The sequence below is a fragment of the Microbulbifer agarilyticus genome (assembly GCF_020171345.1).
Taxonomy (GTDB): Bacteria; Pseudomonadota; Gammaproteobacteria; order Pseudomonadales; family Cellvibrionaceae; genus Microbulbifer; species Microbulbifer agarilyticus_D.
Genome location: NZ_JAIUZM010000005.1, coordinates 107,244 through 124,037, shown reverse-complemented (window position 1 = coordinate 124,037; position 16,794 = coordinate 107,244). Strand labels below are relative to the sequence as shown.

The window sequence follows — 16,794 nt, the reverse complement described above, 5'->3', positions numbered from 1 at the left end:
CTGCCGCCTACAGCGGCCATACCCACAACAGTGTGGGCACCGCAACGAGCAACACCAGGATTTCCAGCGGCAAACCCATTGGCCAGTAATCGCCGAATTTAAAACCACCCGGGCTCAGAATCAGCGTATTGTTCTGGTGCCCCACCGGCGTCAGAAAGGCACACGACGCGCCTATCGCCACCGCCATCAAAAAGCTGTCTGGATTCACATGCAACTGCTCGGCCGCACTGAGCGCAATGGCGCACATCACCGCGGCAGTAGCGGCGTTATTCATAAAGTCCGACAGGGTCATGGTGACCACCAGAATCAGCACCAGCGCATACAGCGGATTTTCCTGCGCCAAGTTTTCCAGCATCGTTTTCGCCACCACATCCGCGGCACCGGTGGTATCCATCACCTGCGCCACGGCGATTAATGCGCCAAGCAACACCACCACCGAGCCGTCTACCGCTTCGTATGCATTGCGCAGCGGCACAACTTTCAACGCCATAAAGGCCAGCACACAGGTGGCGAAAGAAATGGCGGCGGGCATCAGGCCAAAGGCGGCGCCCGCGACCGCCAACGCCATGGCCACCAGCGCCACGTAGGCTTTTTCCTTGTTGGGCATACTGATGTCGCGCTGTGCCAGCGGCACGCAACGCTGTTCGTTGGCGAAGCGTGCCAGGTTTTCCTCACTGCCCATCATCAGCAGCGTATCGCCACTCATCAGTGGTGTGGAACGCAGGCGTTTTACCGAGCGACGCCCCTGGCGCGACAGGGCCAGCAGGTTGGTCTCGTAGCGCCCGGCCAGGCGTAAATGTTCGGCACTGCGGCCAATCAAATAAGAGTCCGGCAGCACCACCAGCTCGCGCATTACCAGATCGTCCTGCTCCCTGGAGCGCTTATCGTCGCTGTCTTTCTTTGCTTCCTTTTTACTTTCCTTACCCTGCTCCGCCTCCGGCTCTACTTCCAGCGCGTCTGTAGCTTCGCCGGTATCCGTTTGTACTGCATCACCCGTGGACGTTTCTTGTGCGACGGAAGAGGCAGCTTTGGCCGCCACACCCGATTGCGGATCTGCCGTCAAACTGAGCCCCAGACTGGAAAGTACAGAAGACAGAGACGCGGGCTCCGCTTCGATCAATAGCAGGTCGCCGGCGCGTACCCGCAGGCCAGGCATGGCGGTGGAAACCCGCGCATTGTTGTGCACCAGGCCAATCACCTGCGCATCATCATCGCCAATCATTTTTACCAGCTCGGCGAGGGACTTACCGATGGCAGCGCTCTTGTCCCCGACCAGCGCTTCGGTGAGGTAGGTGCCGGTATCGAAGGTACTGGCGCCCGCCTGGGTGCGCGCAGGTACCAACCGCCAGCCGATCAATGCAACAAACACAATACCGACCAACGCCACCACTACCCCCACCGGGGTGAAGTCGAACATGCCATAGCCACCGGCGCCGGTATTGGCGCGAAAGCCGGAAACAATCAGGTTCGGGGGAGTGCCAATAAGGGTGGTCATGCCACCGAGAATGGTGCCAAAGGAAAGCGGCATCAGTACCTTGCCCGGCGGCAACTGGTGGCGAACCGCAAGATCCGTGGCCACCGGCATCAGCAGCGCCATGGCGCCGACGTTATTCATAAAGCCGGACATCGCTGCACCCAATGCGGTCAGCGCGGCGATGGCCATGGTGATTCCCCCGCGTTTGGGTACCACCTTTTGCGCCAGAGCATCCATCGCCCCGGTACTCTGCAGGCCGCGGCTCAGGATCAACACACAGGCCACGGTGACCACCGCCGGGTGACCAAACCCGGCGAAGGCATCTTCGGGCTCAATCAACCCGGTGAACACGCAGGCCAGTAACGATGCCAGCGCCACCATATCGTGACGCCACCGCCCCCAGATAAACAGGCCGATGGTGACGACGATGATGCCAAGAATGGTGATCTGGTCGAGGGCCATAGGGGAAGAAGATTCCACTTCTGATTTGGCCCGAGGAAAATCATTGGGCTATCCACAAACATAGTGGAAAAGCGCAACGTCTATAGAGAAACCAAGGAAAACGACGGCAAAGACGTTTCAGGGACTACTGGTTAGAGAGCTGCAGCCGCTTCAGGCCAAAGCGTTTGGACAGGATGCGATCCCGCAGCCAGCGGGGTAACCAGCGCGCCATCCACGGTAACAGACGGCTCTTATTGCCGATACGCAGTATCCACGCCGGGCGCTTGCGCAACAGTTCCGCGGCCAGGCGCTTGGCCAGGTCGCGGGCCAGGGTGGCGTTTTGCTGGGATTCAACGGCGCGGGCGCGCACATGGTCTTCGCTGCGCTTGTACCAGGAGTCCGGCGCCAGCAATCCGCGCAGGGAGGTCTCGGCGTGACGGCCAAATTCGGAGGCGATAGCGCCGGGCTGCACGGTCACCACGCGGATGCCAAACGGCTTCAGTTCCAGGCGCAGGACATCGGACAGGCTGTGCAGGGCAGACTTGGACGCACAATAGGCACCGGAGAATGGCGTGGCCAAGACACCGGAGACAGAGCCAATATTGCAAATCACCCCGCTGCGTTGCGACTTGAGCAGCGGCGCGCAGGCCCGCGCCAGCGCCATGGGGGCGAATACATTGGTGCGGAACTGGGCTTCCAGCGCGCGGGTATCCAGCTCCAGCAGTGGCCCCATCTGGCCGTAACCGGCATTGTTGACCAGGATATCCAGGCGACCGTAGGCGGTCTTGATGGCGTGCACCACGCGGTTGATATCCGCCTGGCTGTTGACGTCCAGAGATTCCGTGGCGATTCCCAGGTCCGCCAGTTCCAGCAGGCTTTCGGCGCGGCGCGCAGTGGCAATCACGATGGTGCCACGGGCGTGCAGGGCCAGCGCCAGCTCGCGGCCAATGCCGCTGGAGCAACCGGTAATCAGCGCTACCCGGTCCGGTACCACGTAACCGCGACCGATCTGCGCCAGGCTCTCGGCGGCGAACCCCTGATCGGAAGGGCGGAAGCGGTTGGCGGGTAGCTTGCTCACGTGTACTGCTCCAATAGTGCGCTCTGTCTTAGTTGGTTGCCGGTCTCAGCTGGACGATTCCTGGGACGGCTTGAAGTAGGGATTCTGGATCAGGCCAAATACATTGCCGAACGGGTCGAGGAAACTGGCCATCAAGATGCCGTCCCCGACATCGACAATTTCCCCATGCAGGCGGGCGCCGAGTTCGCTCATGCGCTCAACCTGAGCAGCAATGTCCGTCACACCCCAGTAGGCCACCACGCCGTCAGCACGACTGATCACATTGCGTGCGCTGGGGTCGAGACCTAATTCAAAGCCCCCCACATTGAAACCCACATAACATTCCGTATCAAAATACGGCTCGCTTTCGAGCAGGGTGGTATACCAGGCCTTGGCTTCCGGTAAATCGGTAACGCCGTAGATAACACTTTGCACCCCAGAAAACTGACTCACCTAAGACCTCCCTCGGGTGATTTGTTTCCAGCGTCCAGATGTCTCATGCGAAAGTTGTCGCTGGCTTATTCTTGTTTATTTTTCAGTCAAAGAGAGCTGCTATTGCAGCTCCTGCTCCAGCTGTTCAAGCAGGTCGAGGGGCTCAATTTCTTCCCCTTCCATTTCGTCGTTCCAGTTAATACCCACCAGCAGCACGTCCTGGTGCATACCTTCGAGCCAGTCGTCCATAAACTCTTCAAGGTCAATCGGCACGACCTGGTAGTTGGACCAATCATCGGCGACATGTGCCTCGGCATATTCCCGCTGGGACCAGAACGGCATGACATCGGTGTCGGCGCGGCGCTCCGATTCGCACAGGGCAAAGCCCTCCTCTCCTTCCAGAGCCCACACACAGCCCTGCTCTACCGCTTCTGGCAGAAAGCGGGCGCAGTTTTCCTCAAAGTCGTCTCCGAGAGGTTCCAATTCCATACCGGCTAGCCTTAAAAATGATGCTGGCAGTTTACGCCAGAATGGGGGGGATAAGTAGAAACTTGCGCTGGGTTACGATTCTTGTGCGATAGCACACTTAATGAGCAGCACTATAGTTGCAAGCGGTGTCCATTTTCCTTGAGCCAACACCGCAGCTGTTTGTAGTCGGGGCACAAGCTCGCCACCAACGCCCAGAATTCACGCCCGTGATTGTGGTGACGCAAATGGCAGACTTCGTGGATCACCAGGTAATCCACCACGGGTTCCGGTGCCAGACATACCAACCAGTTGTACTGGAGCTCGCCGCGAGTGGTGCAATGCCCCCATTTGCTGCGTGTGCGCCGCACCTTTACCGAAGCAAATTGCAGACCGAGTTGGCCGGCAAACCATTGTGACTTTTGCGTTAATACCGACAACGCTTCGCGCTGGTACAGCTTCTGCAACGCGGTTTGAAGCTGCCTTTCATCGGGTTCTTTTATGCGGCTATACAGCTGGATGTAGCCATCGCGGATACCGGCATCTGCCGCACGGGCCGCACGATCCAATTCCAGTGTCTTACCCAGCCAGGGAAACTTCGCACCAAACGCGAAATGATGTTCGGGTACCTGTGCCTTACGATGCTCAAGCCCACGCAACTGTTCGCGCACCCAGGCGATATTATCGCGCAGAAACTGGTGACCATGGCGCTCGGCACAGCGCTGGGGAATCCGTACCTCCGGGCCTGTTTCCGTCACCACAAGGCCCAAACGCTTGCGCCGCGGCGAGCGTGAGAGGCGGTAGGAAATATCCTCGAAGGTAAACAGATCCCCGGTCACACTCATTGCTTAAACTGGAAATACTTAGGGTAAAAGATATTAGCGGGCAGGCACTGGTACCACCGCCATGGTGATACGGGAAATACAGTTGAGTTTACCGCGCGTATCATGGATGCGGATTTCCCACACCTGGCTGGTGCGCCCAATATGTACCGCCGTCGCCTTGCCGGTTACTTCACCGTCGACCACCGGGCGCAGGTGATTGGCATTAATCTCCTGACCAACGCAATAAAATTTTGTGGTATCCACCACCATATTTGCAGCCATGGAGCCCAGGGTCTCGGCCAGGGCGACGCTGGCGCCGCCGTGCAGAATACCGAACGGTTGGCGAGTGCGCTCGTCCACCGGCATGGTGCCCACAATAAAGTCATCGCCGAGCTCGGTAAGCTTCATTCCCAGATAGGTCGGCATGCTGTTTTCCATAGATTGGTTCGCAGCATCCAAGTCAATGTCGCCGTGCCAGATCGCCATATCATCACCTCTCGATATTTCTTCAATTACCGCGAAAAATATCAGTAAAACAGCAGTGGATTAAAAGCACCAAAGCCACCAAAGTGCATCATCTCAGCTTCCAGGTGACGCATTTCCCGCAGCAGGGTGCGACGCTGGCGACGCAAGGAGCGGGCCTCTTCTTTGATTTCCGTCTCATCCAGCGCCTCTTCGATCTCATCCACCTCACGCTCCACATCATGGTAGCGATCAACCAGCGCGTTGTACTGCTTTTCAGCCTGATAAACAGCGAGGCCCCGCTCGTAATTGGCGAGAAACAAATCCGCACTGGGGCCGCTACACACGCCTTCATAGTTGCGCCCCCGGCGCCCCACGACAAAACCGTTTTCCGGGGTGCAGTATCTTTCCACACCCTCTTCATGACCGCGCATCCAGGCTTCAGTATCGGTACGCACCCCGTACTCGTGACACTTCTGCGCAATTTTGTACACGGTACCCTGGCCTCTACCACGGGCACCATCTTCAAGGCCGCGCTCGTACCAGAGCCCTGCCTGGCATTCGCTTTCGGAAATGACCGCACAGCCGCTGCCGAGCAGTATCCAGATGGGCAATACGATAAGGGTTATCAGCTTCCAGCTTTTTATTGAGGAGGTCATATGGGGTTCCGCCATTGATACCCGGCCATTCAACACCGTACTCGGTGAACCGGTGCTGAATCAGCCAAAGCGCTTGTCAGCGACAAACGGGTTGGTCTGGCGCTCCTGCCCAAATGTGGACATGGGCCCGTGACCGGGGATGAACTTCACCGCATCGCCCAGCGGCCAGAGCTTTTTGGTAATGGAGTCGATCAGGTCCTGATGATTGCTCATGGGGAAGTCGGTGCGGCCGATAGAGCCGGCGAAAAGTACGTCGCCCACCAGCGCGAGCCCACTGTCGCGGTGGAAGAAGATGACGTGGCCAGGGGTGTGGCCTGGGCAGTGCACGACTTCGAGCACTTCGTCGGCGACGGTGACGGTATCGCCGTCCTTGAGCCAGCGATCCGGGGTAAAGGTTTCTACCGGCGGGAAGCCATAGGCTTGGGCCTGGGCAACAATTTTTTCGATCCAGAACTGGTCGGCCTCCTGAGGCCCCTCGACGGGCAGGTCGAGCTGGCGTGACAGCGGTGCGGTGCCGCCGACGTGATCGAGGTGGCCGTGGGTCAGGAGGATTTTTTCCAGTTTGAGGCCGCGCTCTTCGACGGCAGCGAGGATACGGTCGATGTCACCACCCGGGTCAACCACGGCGGCGCGCTTGCTTTCATCGCACCACAGCAGGGTACAGTTTTGCTGGAAGGGTGTGACGGGGACCGAGTGAAATTGCAGAGCCATGGGAGTACCTGTTTTATCTTCGGTGGCGAGTATAACGCCCAAGGTCTTATCCGGCTAAGTTGGTCCCGTGCACCCTGCTGTTAGCACCGTGGCGGTGGTGCTACCGGGTAGCCTCTTGTGAGACACGCCGTATACCCATCCATGGGGGCTCGTCTGCGGCCGTCCTGGCCGCAGACGGTCTCACAAGAGGCTACCCGGCATCACCACCTTAAATTCCAGCTACTGTGGTCAAACCACCACTTCCGATGTTCTTTTTAGCGGGCTCGGGCGGCGTGTTGAGGACTTCTTCAGCACCTCTTTCACATCTTCGACCAGGTTCTTGTGCACCAAAGGGTTCTCCCAGTAGCCGTCATGGGAAACCAGTTGCGGTCCCCAGCTGGCGGCGGTCCAGTCGGACAGCGGGCGGGTTTCGAAGTCGCGGTAGACGGCCTGGTTATAGGAGGGACTGAGGGGCTTCAGGGGCCAGCCGAACAGGTCGTCCGGATGGTAGAAGTTTTTCCAGCGGAAGTGATAACCGCGGGTATCTGAGGTGACGGCCTGGATCTGGTCGCGGGCCATGCCGGCGGACCACAAGGGGTTGCTCGCGCCGAGGGTGTACCAGTGGCTAAGCGTCTTGCCGCGCAGAAACAGGTCTTTGGCGGAACCTTTGTGCACGCCCTTGGGGCCACCGTCGCGCCAGATACCGTGACTGATAGTGGGGCGCTGGGCATCCCACAGGTAATTGGACAGGGTACTGCAACCGATGGAGTGGGTAAGCAATATGACCGGGGTCTTGTCGCTGGTGGCTTTGGCGGCGCGCTCGAAGGTCTGGTATATCGCCTGCTGGCTCTTGTCGTAGTTACCGCCGCGCTGGTGTATATCCGCCAGCTGCGCAGAGGCTTCGGCGAGGCCACACAGCATAAACTTGCGTGCGCGCAGGTAATCCATATCGCGCTTTTGCATGGCGTCGAACACGCGTTCGATGTTTGGCTGCAAGTGCGTATCGCAGAGGATGGTTTCGGTATGAATCCGGGACCATTCGTCGCCCAGCGCCGACTCGAGTGCCTGGAACAGTGGCTCGGCGAAGTCTTCGTTTACGGCCCCCATGCCGGGTGCAGCAAGGATTACTAGATCGGCCATATTCGCTCCCTGTGATTATTCTGGTTTTCTTATTGGATACGAATACTTCTGCGGGGTTACCCGCGCATCCTGAGTGTTGTTTATTTTTGCGCCACTCTTTTTATAACGAACGGTGACGCATTAACCACAAACAGAAAAAACTACCACTGGATGGCCAGAATGGGAAGATTTGCGCCAGAAATGTGTCCTGATCGGCGTTTTTACACGAAATTCCACAAAATTTGGCGTGCAAGGGAAATAAATGGGAACTGAAACGCCAGGACACCGTCAAAGAATACAGTTCCCCAAATCGCGTTTGCAGTGTCAACGCATGGCGATAGGACTCTCTCATCGTATCTTTGCTTCAAGCCGGCCTTGCGCCGGCTTTTCTTTCTCTGATGACTTCTAACACTGGGGGATGCTCGAAGCCGAATCAATCAGGCTTCCGTTGCGGCATCCTCTGCGCAGTATTGCTGAATAAACTCGTGGTGTGGCGGCAAGGCCTGGACAGCGCGCGCCACCTGGTTACGCAATCCGGTTTGCAGCTGTTGCATCTGCTGCTCGGTCATCATGCGCGTGACCGGATGGTATCGCTGCGGCTTTAACCCCTGGCCCAGCATCACCTGCACCCAGGAATCCACTCGGAACAATTCGTCGTTGTTCTGGTAAGCATGGGCGCGCTCACGGAACAGCGCGATGCGCTGAGCGAGGCTGTCGGGAACCGACATCTGCCGGCAGTGATCCCAAAAGGGATCGCCATGGCGCTGGTTAACATGGTAATGCAACACAATAAAATCGCGGATGTCCTCGAGTTCGCGTTGGGTCTGCTTGTTGTATTCATCCCGCAGTGCCGGCTCCAGCCCAGCGAATGGAAAGAGCTGCATCAGACGCACCACACCGGTCACGATTAAATGAATACTCGTGCTTTCCAACGGCTCGATAAACCCGCTGGCCAGGCCGAGGGCAATACAGTTGTGCTTCCAGGTTTGCTTTCTTCGCCCCGTCGTGAAACGAATCACCCGCGGCTCGGTCATTGGTTTGCCATCGACACGATTCAATAACAGCGCACTGGCATCATCATCGGAAAGATACTGGCTGCAATACACCAAGCCGTTCCCCACACGCGTCTGCAACGGAATCCGCCAGCGCCAGCCAACCTTCTCGGCAATAGAGCGGGTATAGGGCATTGCCGGTTCCGTGGCTGAGGTTTGCAGGGGCACTGCTCGGTCGCACGGGAGCCAGTGGGACCAGTCCTCATATTCGCAACCCAGAGCCTGGCCCGCGAGCAGACTGCGAAAACCGCTGCAATCAATAAACAGGTCACCGGCTATTTCACGGCCATCTTCGAGCATCAGCGCTTGAATATCCCCGTTCGCTGGATCCTGGCGCACATCTCGAATCAGACCCTCAACACGGGTGACCCCGTGCGCCTCACTAATTTCCCGCAGAAAGGCGGCGTAGCGCGTGGCATCCAGGTGGTAGGCAAAATTGATGTTGGATTTCGCCGAAGTGGCAAAGCGACCCGCTTCCGCGGCCTGGTGCTCGACACAAAAGTCACCGATATCGCTATCGAACCCCATCTCCCGGCCGCGCAACCAGAAATGATGGAAGTCACACATCCAGGCGCTGGTGCCGGTTTTGCCAAAGGAGTGAATATAGCGCTCACCTTCACGGCCCCAGTTTTCGAATGCAATCCCCAGTTTGGCGGTGGCGCCGGTCGCGCGCATAAATTCCTGTTCATCGATGCCCAGCAGGTGATGGAAGGTGCGCAGTGGTGGGATGGTAGCTTCGCCAACGCCCACGGTGCCAATCGCGTCGGATTCCACCAGGGTAATTTCCAGCAGGTCACCCAGTTTTTTCGACAGGGCGGCGGCGGCGATCCAGCCTGCGGTGCCACCGCCGGCAATTACAATGCGTTTTACCGCTACGTCGGCCTGCTGGTTGTTTTGCGTATTCATATAGCGGCCTCAGCGATTCAATCGATTAATCAGCATGGCACGCAGCTGGCGTGCGCTGGCATTATCCAACTTATCCAACACCCCGCGCGCGTGCTCGGGCAGATGTGCACCCGCGCGCTCAGCATCACCAAACACGTAGTACTCGAACAGCTGCCGCCACCCTTCTTTTTCATGCTCGGGCTTATCACGCAAGGAAAGAATGCCGTGATACAACGCGTTCATTCCTGAACCTGTGTATTGGGGAGCGTCGTCCCACCAGTAATTCACCAAAATATTGAATGGGCTCAGCCCCTCCACGTGGTGCATCCACATACTGGGAATGTACAGGCCATCACCCGGTTCCAGCTCGGCTACCAAGCCATTCGCGATTGCCTCGCGAAACCGGGGAAAGCGCGCAAAATCTGGTTCGGCAAAATCCACCATGCTGATGGCCTGCCCGCCGGGTGTTAGATCCAGCGGGCCGAAGTACAGGTTCTTGAATTGATCGGGAGGAAACAGCGTGAACCGCCGGCGCCCTGCTGCGCAGCAGGCAACATTGTCCAGAGCATCATAGTGGCAGCTGGCCACCGAACGGTTGCCAATCCAGATTTTCACTTGCGGCGGCGCGAGCGGGTAACTTGCCTCAGCACGGGGGATCTGCAGGTCATTTCCCGCACGCAGACCGGGGAAAAAGCCATCCACCGAAGCCGAAGAAATATAGTAGGAGGCGTATCCGCCTTCGCTCGCCCCGGAGCCATTCACGATCTGCAGAATCTTTTGCAGCACTTCATCAATGGGGGCACGCAGGGTGTCGTAATTCAGCTGGCGTACATCGTCATCGTAGAAATAGCGACCGGACGTGTTGCAGCCAAAATTCACCAAACACGGTTTTCCATTGTAAAACCCACTAAGATAATCCACCGCAGCCTCGGCAGACTGGTCCGCTGCATCCACCAGCGGCCAGTGTTTTACCAGCCCTCTCAGTACTACCGGTGTATTGCACTCCAAGAGCCCCGCAGGAATTCGCATTTCTGGGCCAATGGCAATTTCATCCACAAGCTTGCTGACACACGCGGGGCGCTCCGCTGCGGGCGCTTCACAAGCAGGCATTTTTACGTGCCACCAGATGTTCGATATTGCCGAGCGAGGAGAGCATCAGGAAGGCTCCGCGAAGATACCCCGCGCCATTCAACGCCTCCAGGCTCTCTCCGCTCATAGTATTCAGTCGATCCTCGCTCACCGTGTAGTAGCCGGAGAGCTGGTGCTTGTCGCCATTCTTGAGGTCAACATTAATCGATACCGGCTCGAGCAGCCCCACTTCATTCAGAGCAGCAAACATACGGCGGCCAACATCTTCACCCTGGTGAATGGTGCGAAGCACCCCCGAGACATACTCCAGATAAGCGCTATTGCCACCAAACTCCAGAAACAGCGGAGTACCCTCGTCGCGACTCAGCTTGGGACTTTGTTCGTCCACATAGATCATCGGTTGCTGAATATCGCCATCCCGGGATTCCTGAAATCCGATAATGAACGGACCGCGGGCAACCATCGCGGGCACATAATTTCCGGCCCAACCATTTACACTTTGCTCATCGCCATCCAGAAAGAGGTTCTCCCCTTTCTGGAGACCGAGAATCGCAACTGCATAAAAATCGCCACTTTGCGCATCCTTTCTGAGCAGGATCGGATATTCCCGTTGAATATTTTCGAACTCGGTAGGAAAGGTGCGTACGACAGCAGCGCCATCACCGAGCGTGTTGGAGAAATGCGGCAAAACCTTAAGATCCGCGTGCTCAACATTGTTCAGCAGCACATAATTCGTCTTCATAGTCACCCCGTTATTATTCTGTGGAAGCTGTACTTTCTTCAGGGATTTAAAGCCGTCTTTGATAAGACGATAAGTCAATACTGCCGGTATTTTCAATGCACAAAAAGCCGCTGTCTCCAGCGGCTTTTTGCATCGTCATACAACAGACCTTACTTTCAAAATCATCAGAATTTGTAGTAGGCCCCGATCTGGTACCGTGCACCAAGGTCATCCATATAACGAACCATGCGTTCGTTACGGTTGTACTCCTTGATGTCCTCACCAGTGATGTTGATCCCCTCAAAAGACAGGGCAATTTGGTCGGTCAGGTCATAACCCACGCTCATATCAATTTGCGAGAAGGTGTCCACATAACGCGGGTTACGGGAGGAGCCCTGGTTGGTCGCAGTGAGGAATTTATCCCGCCAGTTGTAAGCCAGTCGCGCCTGCAAACCGAAGTTTTCGTAAACCAATACCACGTTTGCGGTATCACTGAGGCCGGTCAGGGCAAACTGGTTTTCTGTTGGCAGGCCCAGGTCATCAAATCCTACATCACCGCGCACGATGGTGTAGTTGGCCTGGATACCAAAACCAGTCTCTCCGAAGAAGTGCTGCGCGGCCAGTTCTGCACCGTGGATCTTCGCTTCACGGTTGTTAATCGGTTTACTGGTACGGAACACCATTTCCGGATCGCCCGCTTCCGGGATGATATCCCACCCAGCGGTTTCACCCAGCAACAGTAGCTGCTCAGTGGTGCCTTCAAAAACACCATTCGGGAACACAGTCGGATTATCGGTAATGGCTTCCGGGTGCTCCATCAACACGACCATCGCGTAGAGATTGGTGTCGTCGGTAGAAAGCCCGAGGGATTCCAGTTCAGCCTGAGCGGCGAGCGCGCGCGGGCCAGCAGTCTGGTCGAGAATACCGAAGTGGGTTTCATCCACCTGACCGGTACCGATGAAATTATCCACACGCTTCTCGAAGAAGCCCAGCGACACGTAGCTGGAATCGCCGTAGTACCACTCCATCGACAAGTCGAGGTTGTTGGACTCCAGTGGTAGCAGGCCAGGGTTCGACGATGTCGCAGTCGGGATTGCGCCATTCAGCGTAGAGCCACCGGTTTCAAAATTGCCTGGGGCCACTTTCAGGTCACCGTAACCTGCGCGGGCGATGGACTTGCTGTAAGAGAAGCGGCCCACCAGATCCTCGGTGAACTGAATATCGAAATCGAGGCTTGGCAGCAGGTTGTCATAACTGGCGCGCTCAGACCAGGCTTCCTGATCACCAGCAGCGCCCGGAGCAAAGTCATTGTTGTTTTCCCAGACCAGGTATGGAATCGGGTTAACCAACGACTGAGATGACACATCGGTTGTCTCGTAGCGAACCCCGGCGAGGAAGTTCACCGGCATGCTGTTCAATTCGCTATTCAGGCCGATCTGAAAATATGCCGCGCTCGTATCTTCTTCCAGAACATCACTGAATGTATTGGTATCCGATACACACAGACAGGTATCCGGGTACAACGTGTTGGCGTAGCGGGTCAGTGCGACGGCGTCACCGCGGAATGCGGTTACCGGGCTACTGCCGGTATTGAAGTCTTCAAACTCGCTGGCCACGTTGATCACGTCGAGCATATCCGCCGGGAATTCCCCTGGGTTTGCAATACCCCAGTTACCCAGCGCCTGGTTTACACCAGAAGTCTGGTAGGCATTCATTTCCATTTGGCGGGTTTCGATGCCGAAGTCGAAGCGACCGTTATCGAATTCGAACTGACCATCGAATTTCGCCTGGGTAATATCGTTAACAGAGCCGGCGCCGCGCACGCGAAGAATAGAGGAACCTACATTTTCTGCGGTTAACGCATTGCCCGCTACGGTCGTGTTGTGAGTGTACTGCGGCGTGGTTCCAGAGAAGTCCAGCGTTTTTCCAGTCACGGTGGGCGAACCAAGACCAATGGCGACTTCACCGGCACGATCTGGCCCGGTGGGCAGGCTTTCCATGGTGGAGTCGTGCACATCAAACGCCAGGGTAAGCGCGTCATTCACCTCGAATTCAAAGTTCACACCCAGGGAATCGAGCGTGTTGCTCTGGGCACGGTACTGCTGCTCAAAGCCGATATCCACGGTACCACCGTAAGCCTCAGTAATAGACAGCGGTGTAGCAATTTCAGAATCATCAAATACTACCCGGGCAAGGTTGGAACCATTCTGAATCCAGTTGGTCACCTCACCGCGATGCTCTTCGATGTCGTTGTCTGCATAGAGATAGTCAACGGTTGCGGTGAGCTTCTCAGTGGGCTGAAATTGCAAAGTGAGCTGCCCGTTGAGACGCTCGCGCTGGGTATCGGAGAACGCGTAGCGGAAGTCATTGGGGCGCGCATACAGCTGACCATCGTCCGGCGCATTCACAATTTCCGCTTTATCAGCGTCGGTTACCGGGTTCTGATTGTACAGGTCATCCTGCCCCCAAACGCCAATATTCCAGTTGTTTACAGTCACACCGGAGTAACCGGAATCGCGCTTTTGATGGCTCAGCGCCAGAGATGCACCCCAGGTGGATTCTTCATTGGCCCAACTCACAATACCGGAAAATTCCGGTGTGATATCGTCGTTGTAGCGGTTGGTGGTATCTGCCACCGCCTTTACACCGGCGCTGGCGGTAAGACCCGGGTTATCCAGCGGGCGGGTCGTTTTAATATCGATGGTGGCACCAATGCCGCCAGTCGCCACGTTAGCTTTGCTGGTTTTGTATACCTCAACACCACTCACATTTTCTGAAGCTAAATTCGCGAAGTTAAATGCGCGCGTACCGCCAGCTTTGGTAGAACCGTCAGAACCGCTACCGCCGCCGTAAGTAGTACCAGTAGGCATAGTTCGCCCATTCAGGGTCACCATGTTGTTGTCTGGGCCAAAACCACGCACGGTTACTTCAGCACCTTCGCCGTTTACGCGATTGATGGACACACCGGTAATCCGCTGCAGGGATTCCGCCAGGTTGGTATCCGGGAACTTACCCATATCTTCAGCAGAAATGGCATCCACCACACCGGTCGAATCCCGTTTGATATCCATGGCGCGGTCCATGGAGGCGCGGATGCCGACAACGCTTACCTCTTCCAGGGTATCTTCCTGGGCGAGCAATTGTGGCGCGCAAGTCATTGAGGCGATGGCAGCGACCACCGCACCCGACAGTTTTGTGCGTTTGAACATTCGGATTTCCCTCTTCGCATTTCCCGTCTTCGCCCCACGCAAAGCTGCTCTCTCTCGGGACGGACGGCGACTCTGGTTATTTTTCAAGGTTATTGTTTGCAATGCAGGCACCGTATCGGCGGTGCCGGATAGGACGCCCCTTGCGGGTATCCACACTTCAAAAGCACAGCCAAGCGTGAAACTTTGCCCTATCTACTCAGGAGGACGCGCGAGCAGGGGCAATAGTCCCCCCCTGGTCAAACAAAAAATGGTAAACGGCAGGCGATACCGAAAATCCGTGTTCGATTACGGCTTCTGAAACGTCCTAATCAGGTACAGAACCATATTTCCGTCCCACCGGCCTGGAGCCCACATGATTTCCAATACAAGAACAAAGGCACTCACTTTTTCCTTATGGATGGCTTTCGCCGGTAGTGTTGGAGCGAATGCACCAACAGAAAAACTCTCAACCACCACTGAAAATCCGATCCGTATGAATCAACTTGGATTCCTGCCAGCCGCCAATAAATTGGCGGTCGTACTCGCAGACAGTAATCCTGGCACTTTCGTCATACGGGATCTGTCCACAGATGAAGCGGCGCTGCGCGGCAGGATGCAGGCATCGCAAGAGAAAACCCTAGGGGGTACAAAGAGCTGGCGAGCAGATTTCAGCGCGATTCAAGCGCCCGGCACCTACGCAATAGAAATACCCGAGGGGCAGCGCGAAGTGTTTCAAGTTGGGAGTGGGCTTTACGACGCTCTGGCTGATGCCAGCCTCAAGGCGTTTTACTTTCAGCGCGCCTCCATGCCCATTGAAGAGCATTACGCAGGTATCTGGGCCAGACCTGCAGGACACGCGGATGACAAAATTCTGATCCACCCCTCCGCCGCCAGTCCCGAGCGCCCGGCAGGTACTGTCGTGTCGGCACCCAAGGGCTGGTATGACGCCGGTGACTACAACAAGTATGTCGTCAATAGTGGTATCACGATGGGCACTTTAATGAGTGCGTACGAACGCTTTCCCGAATATTTTTCAACGCGCTCGCTGGATATTCCCGAGTCCGACAATCCCCTGCCCGATATTCTCGATGAAGTGCGCTACAACCTGGATTGGCTCGCCAACATGCAAGACCCCAATGACGGCGGCGTCTACCACAAACTGACCAGCGCCAACTTTGAGGGCATGGTAGCCCCACATCTCGCCACAAAAACGCGCTACATGGTGCAGAAAGGTACTGCGGCAACACTGGACTTCGCCGCCGTTATGGCACAGGCCGCACGAGTATTCGCACCGTTTGAACAGCGGCAGGCCGCACACTACCTGAATTCGGCGCGGGCAGCTTGGCAATGGGCAGAGGAAAACCCCGCGGTGGCGTACCGACAGGACCAGCTGAACCAACAGTTTGACCCAGACATCGTAACTGGCGCTTACGGCGATGAACATTTTACCGACGAACACCTCTGGGCTGCCGCGGAATTGTTTCTCGCCACTGGCGAGCCACAATACTGGAAGGTTATCCGCACCACTCCCATCGAATACGCACTGCCAAGCTGGGGCGATGTGCGCTGGCTCGGGTATTACAGTTTGCTCGCCAATGCAGGCAAGCTCCCTAAAGAGAGCACCCCGTGGCAAAGAAGGGTGGCCGATAACCTGGTGCAAGCGGCCCTCGACCTAACCCTGGCAAGCACGCGCAACGCCTACCGCTCACCCATCAGCAGCGATCCCAAGTATTTCGTTTGGGGGAGCAATTCAGTGGCGGCTAATCAGGGCATTTTGTTATTAGAAGCCTTCCGCATTACCGGTAACGCAGACTTCCTGCGCAGTGCCGAAGACACGCGCGACTACCTGCTCGGACGCAACGCCACTGGCTATTCGTTTGTCACCGGCTTCGGCATCCGCACCCCGCAGCACCCACACCACCGTCTCACTGCCGCGCGCCCGGAGCTTCCACCCCTCCCCGGGTTTCTTGTCGGCGGGCCCAACCCGGGCCAGCACGATGGCTGCAACTACGCCAGCGACATCGCCGATGAATCCTTTATTGATGATGTGTGCAGCTTCGCCAGCAACGAAATCGCCATCAACTGGAATGCGCCCTTTGCGTACCTGATTAACGGCCTGCACGCTCTGGAAAACCAGCGCGACCAGATAGATTCGGATTCCGAGGACGCCCACTAGCCCTGCGACCAGCTGGTCGCAAAGTGCCCCCCCGCCTCCCCCCCTTGCAAGGGGGAGGTG

Annotated in this window: 14 protein-coding genes; 1 reads left to right on the top strand and 13 read right to left on the bottom strand. The window is 56.8% G+C overall.

Annotated elements, in window-relative coordinates; translation table 11 throughout:
- Window positions 1–7 precede the first annotated feature (7 nt).
- From LCM31_RS15340 to LCM31_RS15280, 13 genes are all read right to left on the bottom strand, one after another.
- On the bottom strand, window positions 8–1,954 hold the full coding sequence (locus LCM31_RS15340; protein ID WP_224871543.1) for an SLC13 family permease: 1,947 nt from the start codon (window positions 1,952–1,954) through the stop codon (window positions 8–10).
- A 106-nt stretch (window positions 1,955–2,060) separates the two neighbouring features.
- Window positions 2,061–2,993, bottom strand: coding sequence for an SDR family oxidoreductase (locus tag LCM31_RS15335; protein WP_224871541.1), 933 nt, complete (start codon window positions 2,991–2,993; stop codon window positions 2,061–2,063).
- Window positions 2,994–3,038: 45 nt separating this feature from the next.
- Entirely contained in the window at window positions 3,039–3,425 is a 387-nt protein-coding gene (locus LCM31_RS15330) for a VOC family protein (protein WP_224871539.1), read from the bottom strand.
- Between the two features lie 99 nt (window positions 3,426–3,524).
- Window positions 3,525–3,893 (bottom strand): DUF2750 domain-containing protein, encoded by a 369-nt coding sequence (locus LCM31_RS15325; protein ID WP_224871537.1) that lies wholly within the window; start codon window positions 3,891–3,893, stop codon window positions 3,525–3,527.
- 110 nt (window positions 3,894–4,003) lie between these two features.
- Window positions 4,004–4,714 carry a M48 family metallopeptidase gene (locus LCM31_RS15320; RefSeq protein WP_224871535.1) on the bottom strand — a complete coding sequence of 237 codons (711 nt, stop codon included), beginning with the start codon at window positions 4,712–4,714 and terminating at the stop codon, window positions 4,004–4,006.
- Between the two features lie 33 nt (window positions 4,715–4,747).
- The gene (locus LCM31_RS15315; protein WP_224871534.1) at window positions 4,748–5,179 is read right to left on the bottom strand and encodes a hotdog fold thioesterase; all 432 of its coding nucleotides are present in this window, start codon (window positions 5,177–5,179) and stop codon (window positions 4,748–4,750) included.
- A gap of 41 nt (window positions 5,180–5,220) precedes the next feature.
- Entirely contained in the window at window positions 5,221–5,814 is a 594-nt protein-coding gene (locus LCM31_RS15310; RefSeq protein ID WP_224871532.1) for a DUF2799 domain-containing protein, read from the bottom strand.
- 60 nt (window positions 5,815–5,874) lie between these two features.
- Complete coding sequence (locus tag LCM31_RS15305) at window positions 5,875–6,525, bottom strand: MBL fold metallo-hydrolase (protein ID WP_318245657.1); 651 nt, start codon at window positions 6,523–6,525, stop codon at window positions 5,875–5,877.
- Window positions 6,526–6,753: 228 nt separating this feature from the next.
- The gene (locus tag LCM31_RS15300; RefSeq protein WP_224871530.1) at window positions 6,754–7,644 is read right to left on the bottom strand and encodes a hypothetical protein; all 891 of its coding nucleotides are present in this window, start codon (window positions 7,642–7,644) and stop codon (window positions 6,754–6,756) included.
- A 416-nt stretch (window positions 7,645–8,060) separates the two neighbouring features.
- Window positions 8,061–9,581 (bottom strand): tryptophan halogenase family protein, encoded by a 1,521-nt coding sequence (locus LCM31_RS15295; protein WP_224871528.1) that lies wholly within the window; start codon window positions 9,579–9,581, stop codon window positions 8,061–8,063.
- A gap of 9 nt (window positions 9,582–9,590) precedes the next feature.
- Window positions 9,591–10,670: a cupin-like domain-containing protein gene (locus LCM31_RS15290; protein WP_224871526.1), complete on the bottom strand. Its 1,080-nt coding sequence runs from the start codon at window positions 10,668–10,670 to the stop codon at window positions 9,591–9,593.
- Entirely contained in the window at window positions 10,657–11,391 is a 735-nt protein-coding gene (locus LCM31_RS15285; RefSeq protein ID WP_224871523.1) for a SapC family protein, read from the bottom strand. Before LCM31_RS15285 ends, LCM31_RS15290 begins: the two co-directional genes overlap by 14 nt.
- Window positions 11,392–11,555: 164 nt before the next feature.
- On the bottom strand, window positions 11,556–14,579 hold the full coding sequence (locus tag LCM31_RS15280) for a TonB-dependent receptor (protein WP_224871521.1): 3,024 nt from the start codon (window positions 14,577–14,579) through the stop codon (window positions 11,556–11,558).
- A gap of 352 nt (window positions 14,580–14,931) precedes the next feature.
- Here LCM31_RS15280 and LCM31_RS15275 point away from each other — a divergent pair, with 352 nt between their 5' ends.
- Window positions 14,932–16,734 (top strand): glycoside hydrolase family 9 protein, encoded by a 1,803-nt coding sequence (locus LCM31_RS15275; protein ID WP_318247453.1) that lies wholly within the window; start codon window positions 14,932–14,934, stop codon window positions 16,732–16,734.
- Window positions 16,735–16,794 lie beyond the last annotated feature (60 nt).

Bases quoted from the DNA above. Each gene is read 5' to 3' on its own strand.
- LCM31_RS15305 (WP_318245657.1), bottom strand. From the start codon at position 6,525: ATGGCTCTGCAATTTCACTCGGTCCCCGTCACACCCTTCCAGCAAAAC.
- LCM31_RS15325 (WP_224871537.1), bottom strand. From the start codon at position 3,893: ATGGAATTGGAACCTCTCGGAGACGACTTTGAGGAAAACTGCGCCCGC.
- LCM31_RS15300 (WP_224871530.1), bottom strand. From the start codon at position 7,644: ATGGCCGATCTAGTAATCCTTGCTGCACCCGGCATGGGGGCCGTAAAC.
- LCM31_RS15320 (WP_224871535.1), bottom strand. From the start codon at position 4,714: ATGAGTGTGACCGGGGATCTGTTTACCTTCGAGGATATTTCCTACCGC.
- LCM31_RS15315 (WP_224871534.1), bottom strand. From the start codon at position 5,179: ATGGCGATCTGGCACGGCGACATTGACTTGGATGCTGCGAACCAATCT.
- LCM31_RS15285 (WP_224871523.1), bottom strand. From the start codon at position 11,391: ATGAAGACGAATTATGTGCTGCTGAACAATGTTGAGCACGCGGATCTT.
- LCM31_RS15290 (WP_224871526.1), bottom strand. From the start codon at position 10,670: ATGCCTGCTTGTGAAGCGCCCGCAGCGGAGCGCCCCGCGTGTGTCAGC.
- LCM31_RS15310 (WP_224871532.1), bottom strand. From the start codon at position 5,814: ATGACCTCCTCAATAAAAAGCTGGAAGCTGATAACCCTTATCGTATTG.
- LCM31_RS15295 (WP_224871528.1), bottom strand. From the start codon at position 9,581: ATGAATACGCAAAACAACCAGCAGGCCGACGTAGCGGTAAAACGCATT.
- LCM31_RS15275 (WP_318247453.1), top strand. From the start codon at position 14,932: ATGATTTCCAATACAAGAACAAAGGCACTCACTTTTTCCTTATGGATG.
- LCM31_RS15280 (WP_224871521.1), bottom strand. From the start codon at position 14,579: ATGTTCAAACGCACAAAACTGTCGGGTGCGGTGGTCGCTGCCATCGCC.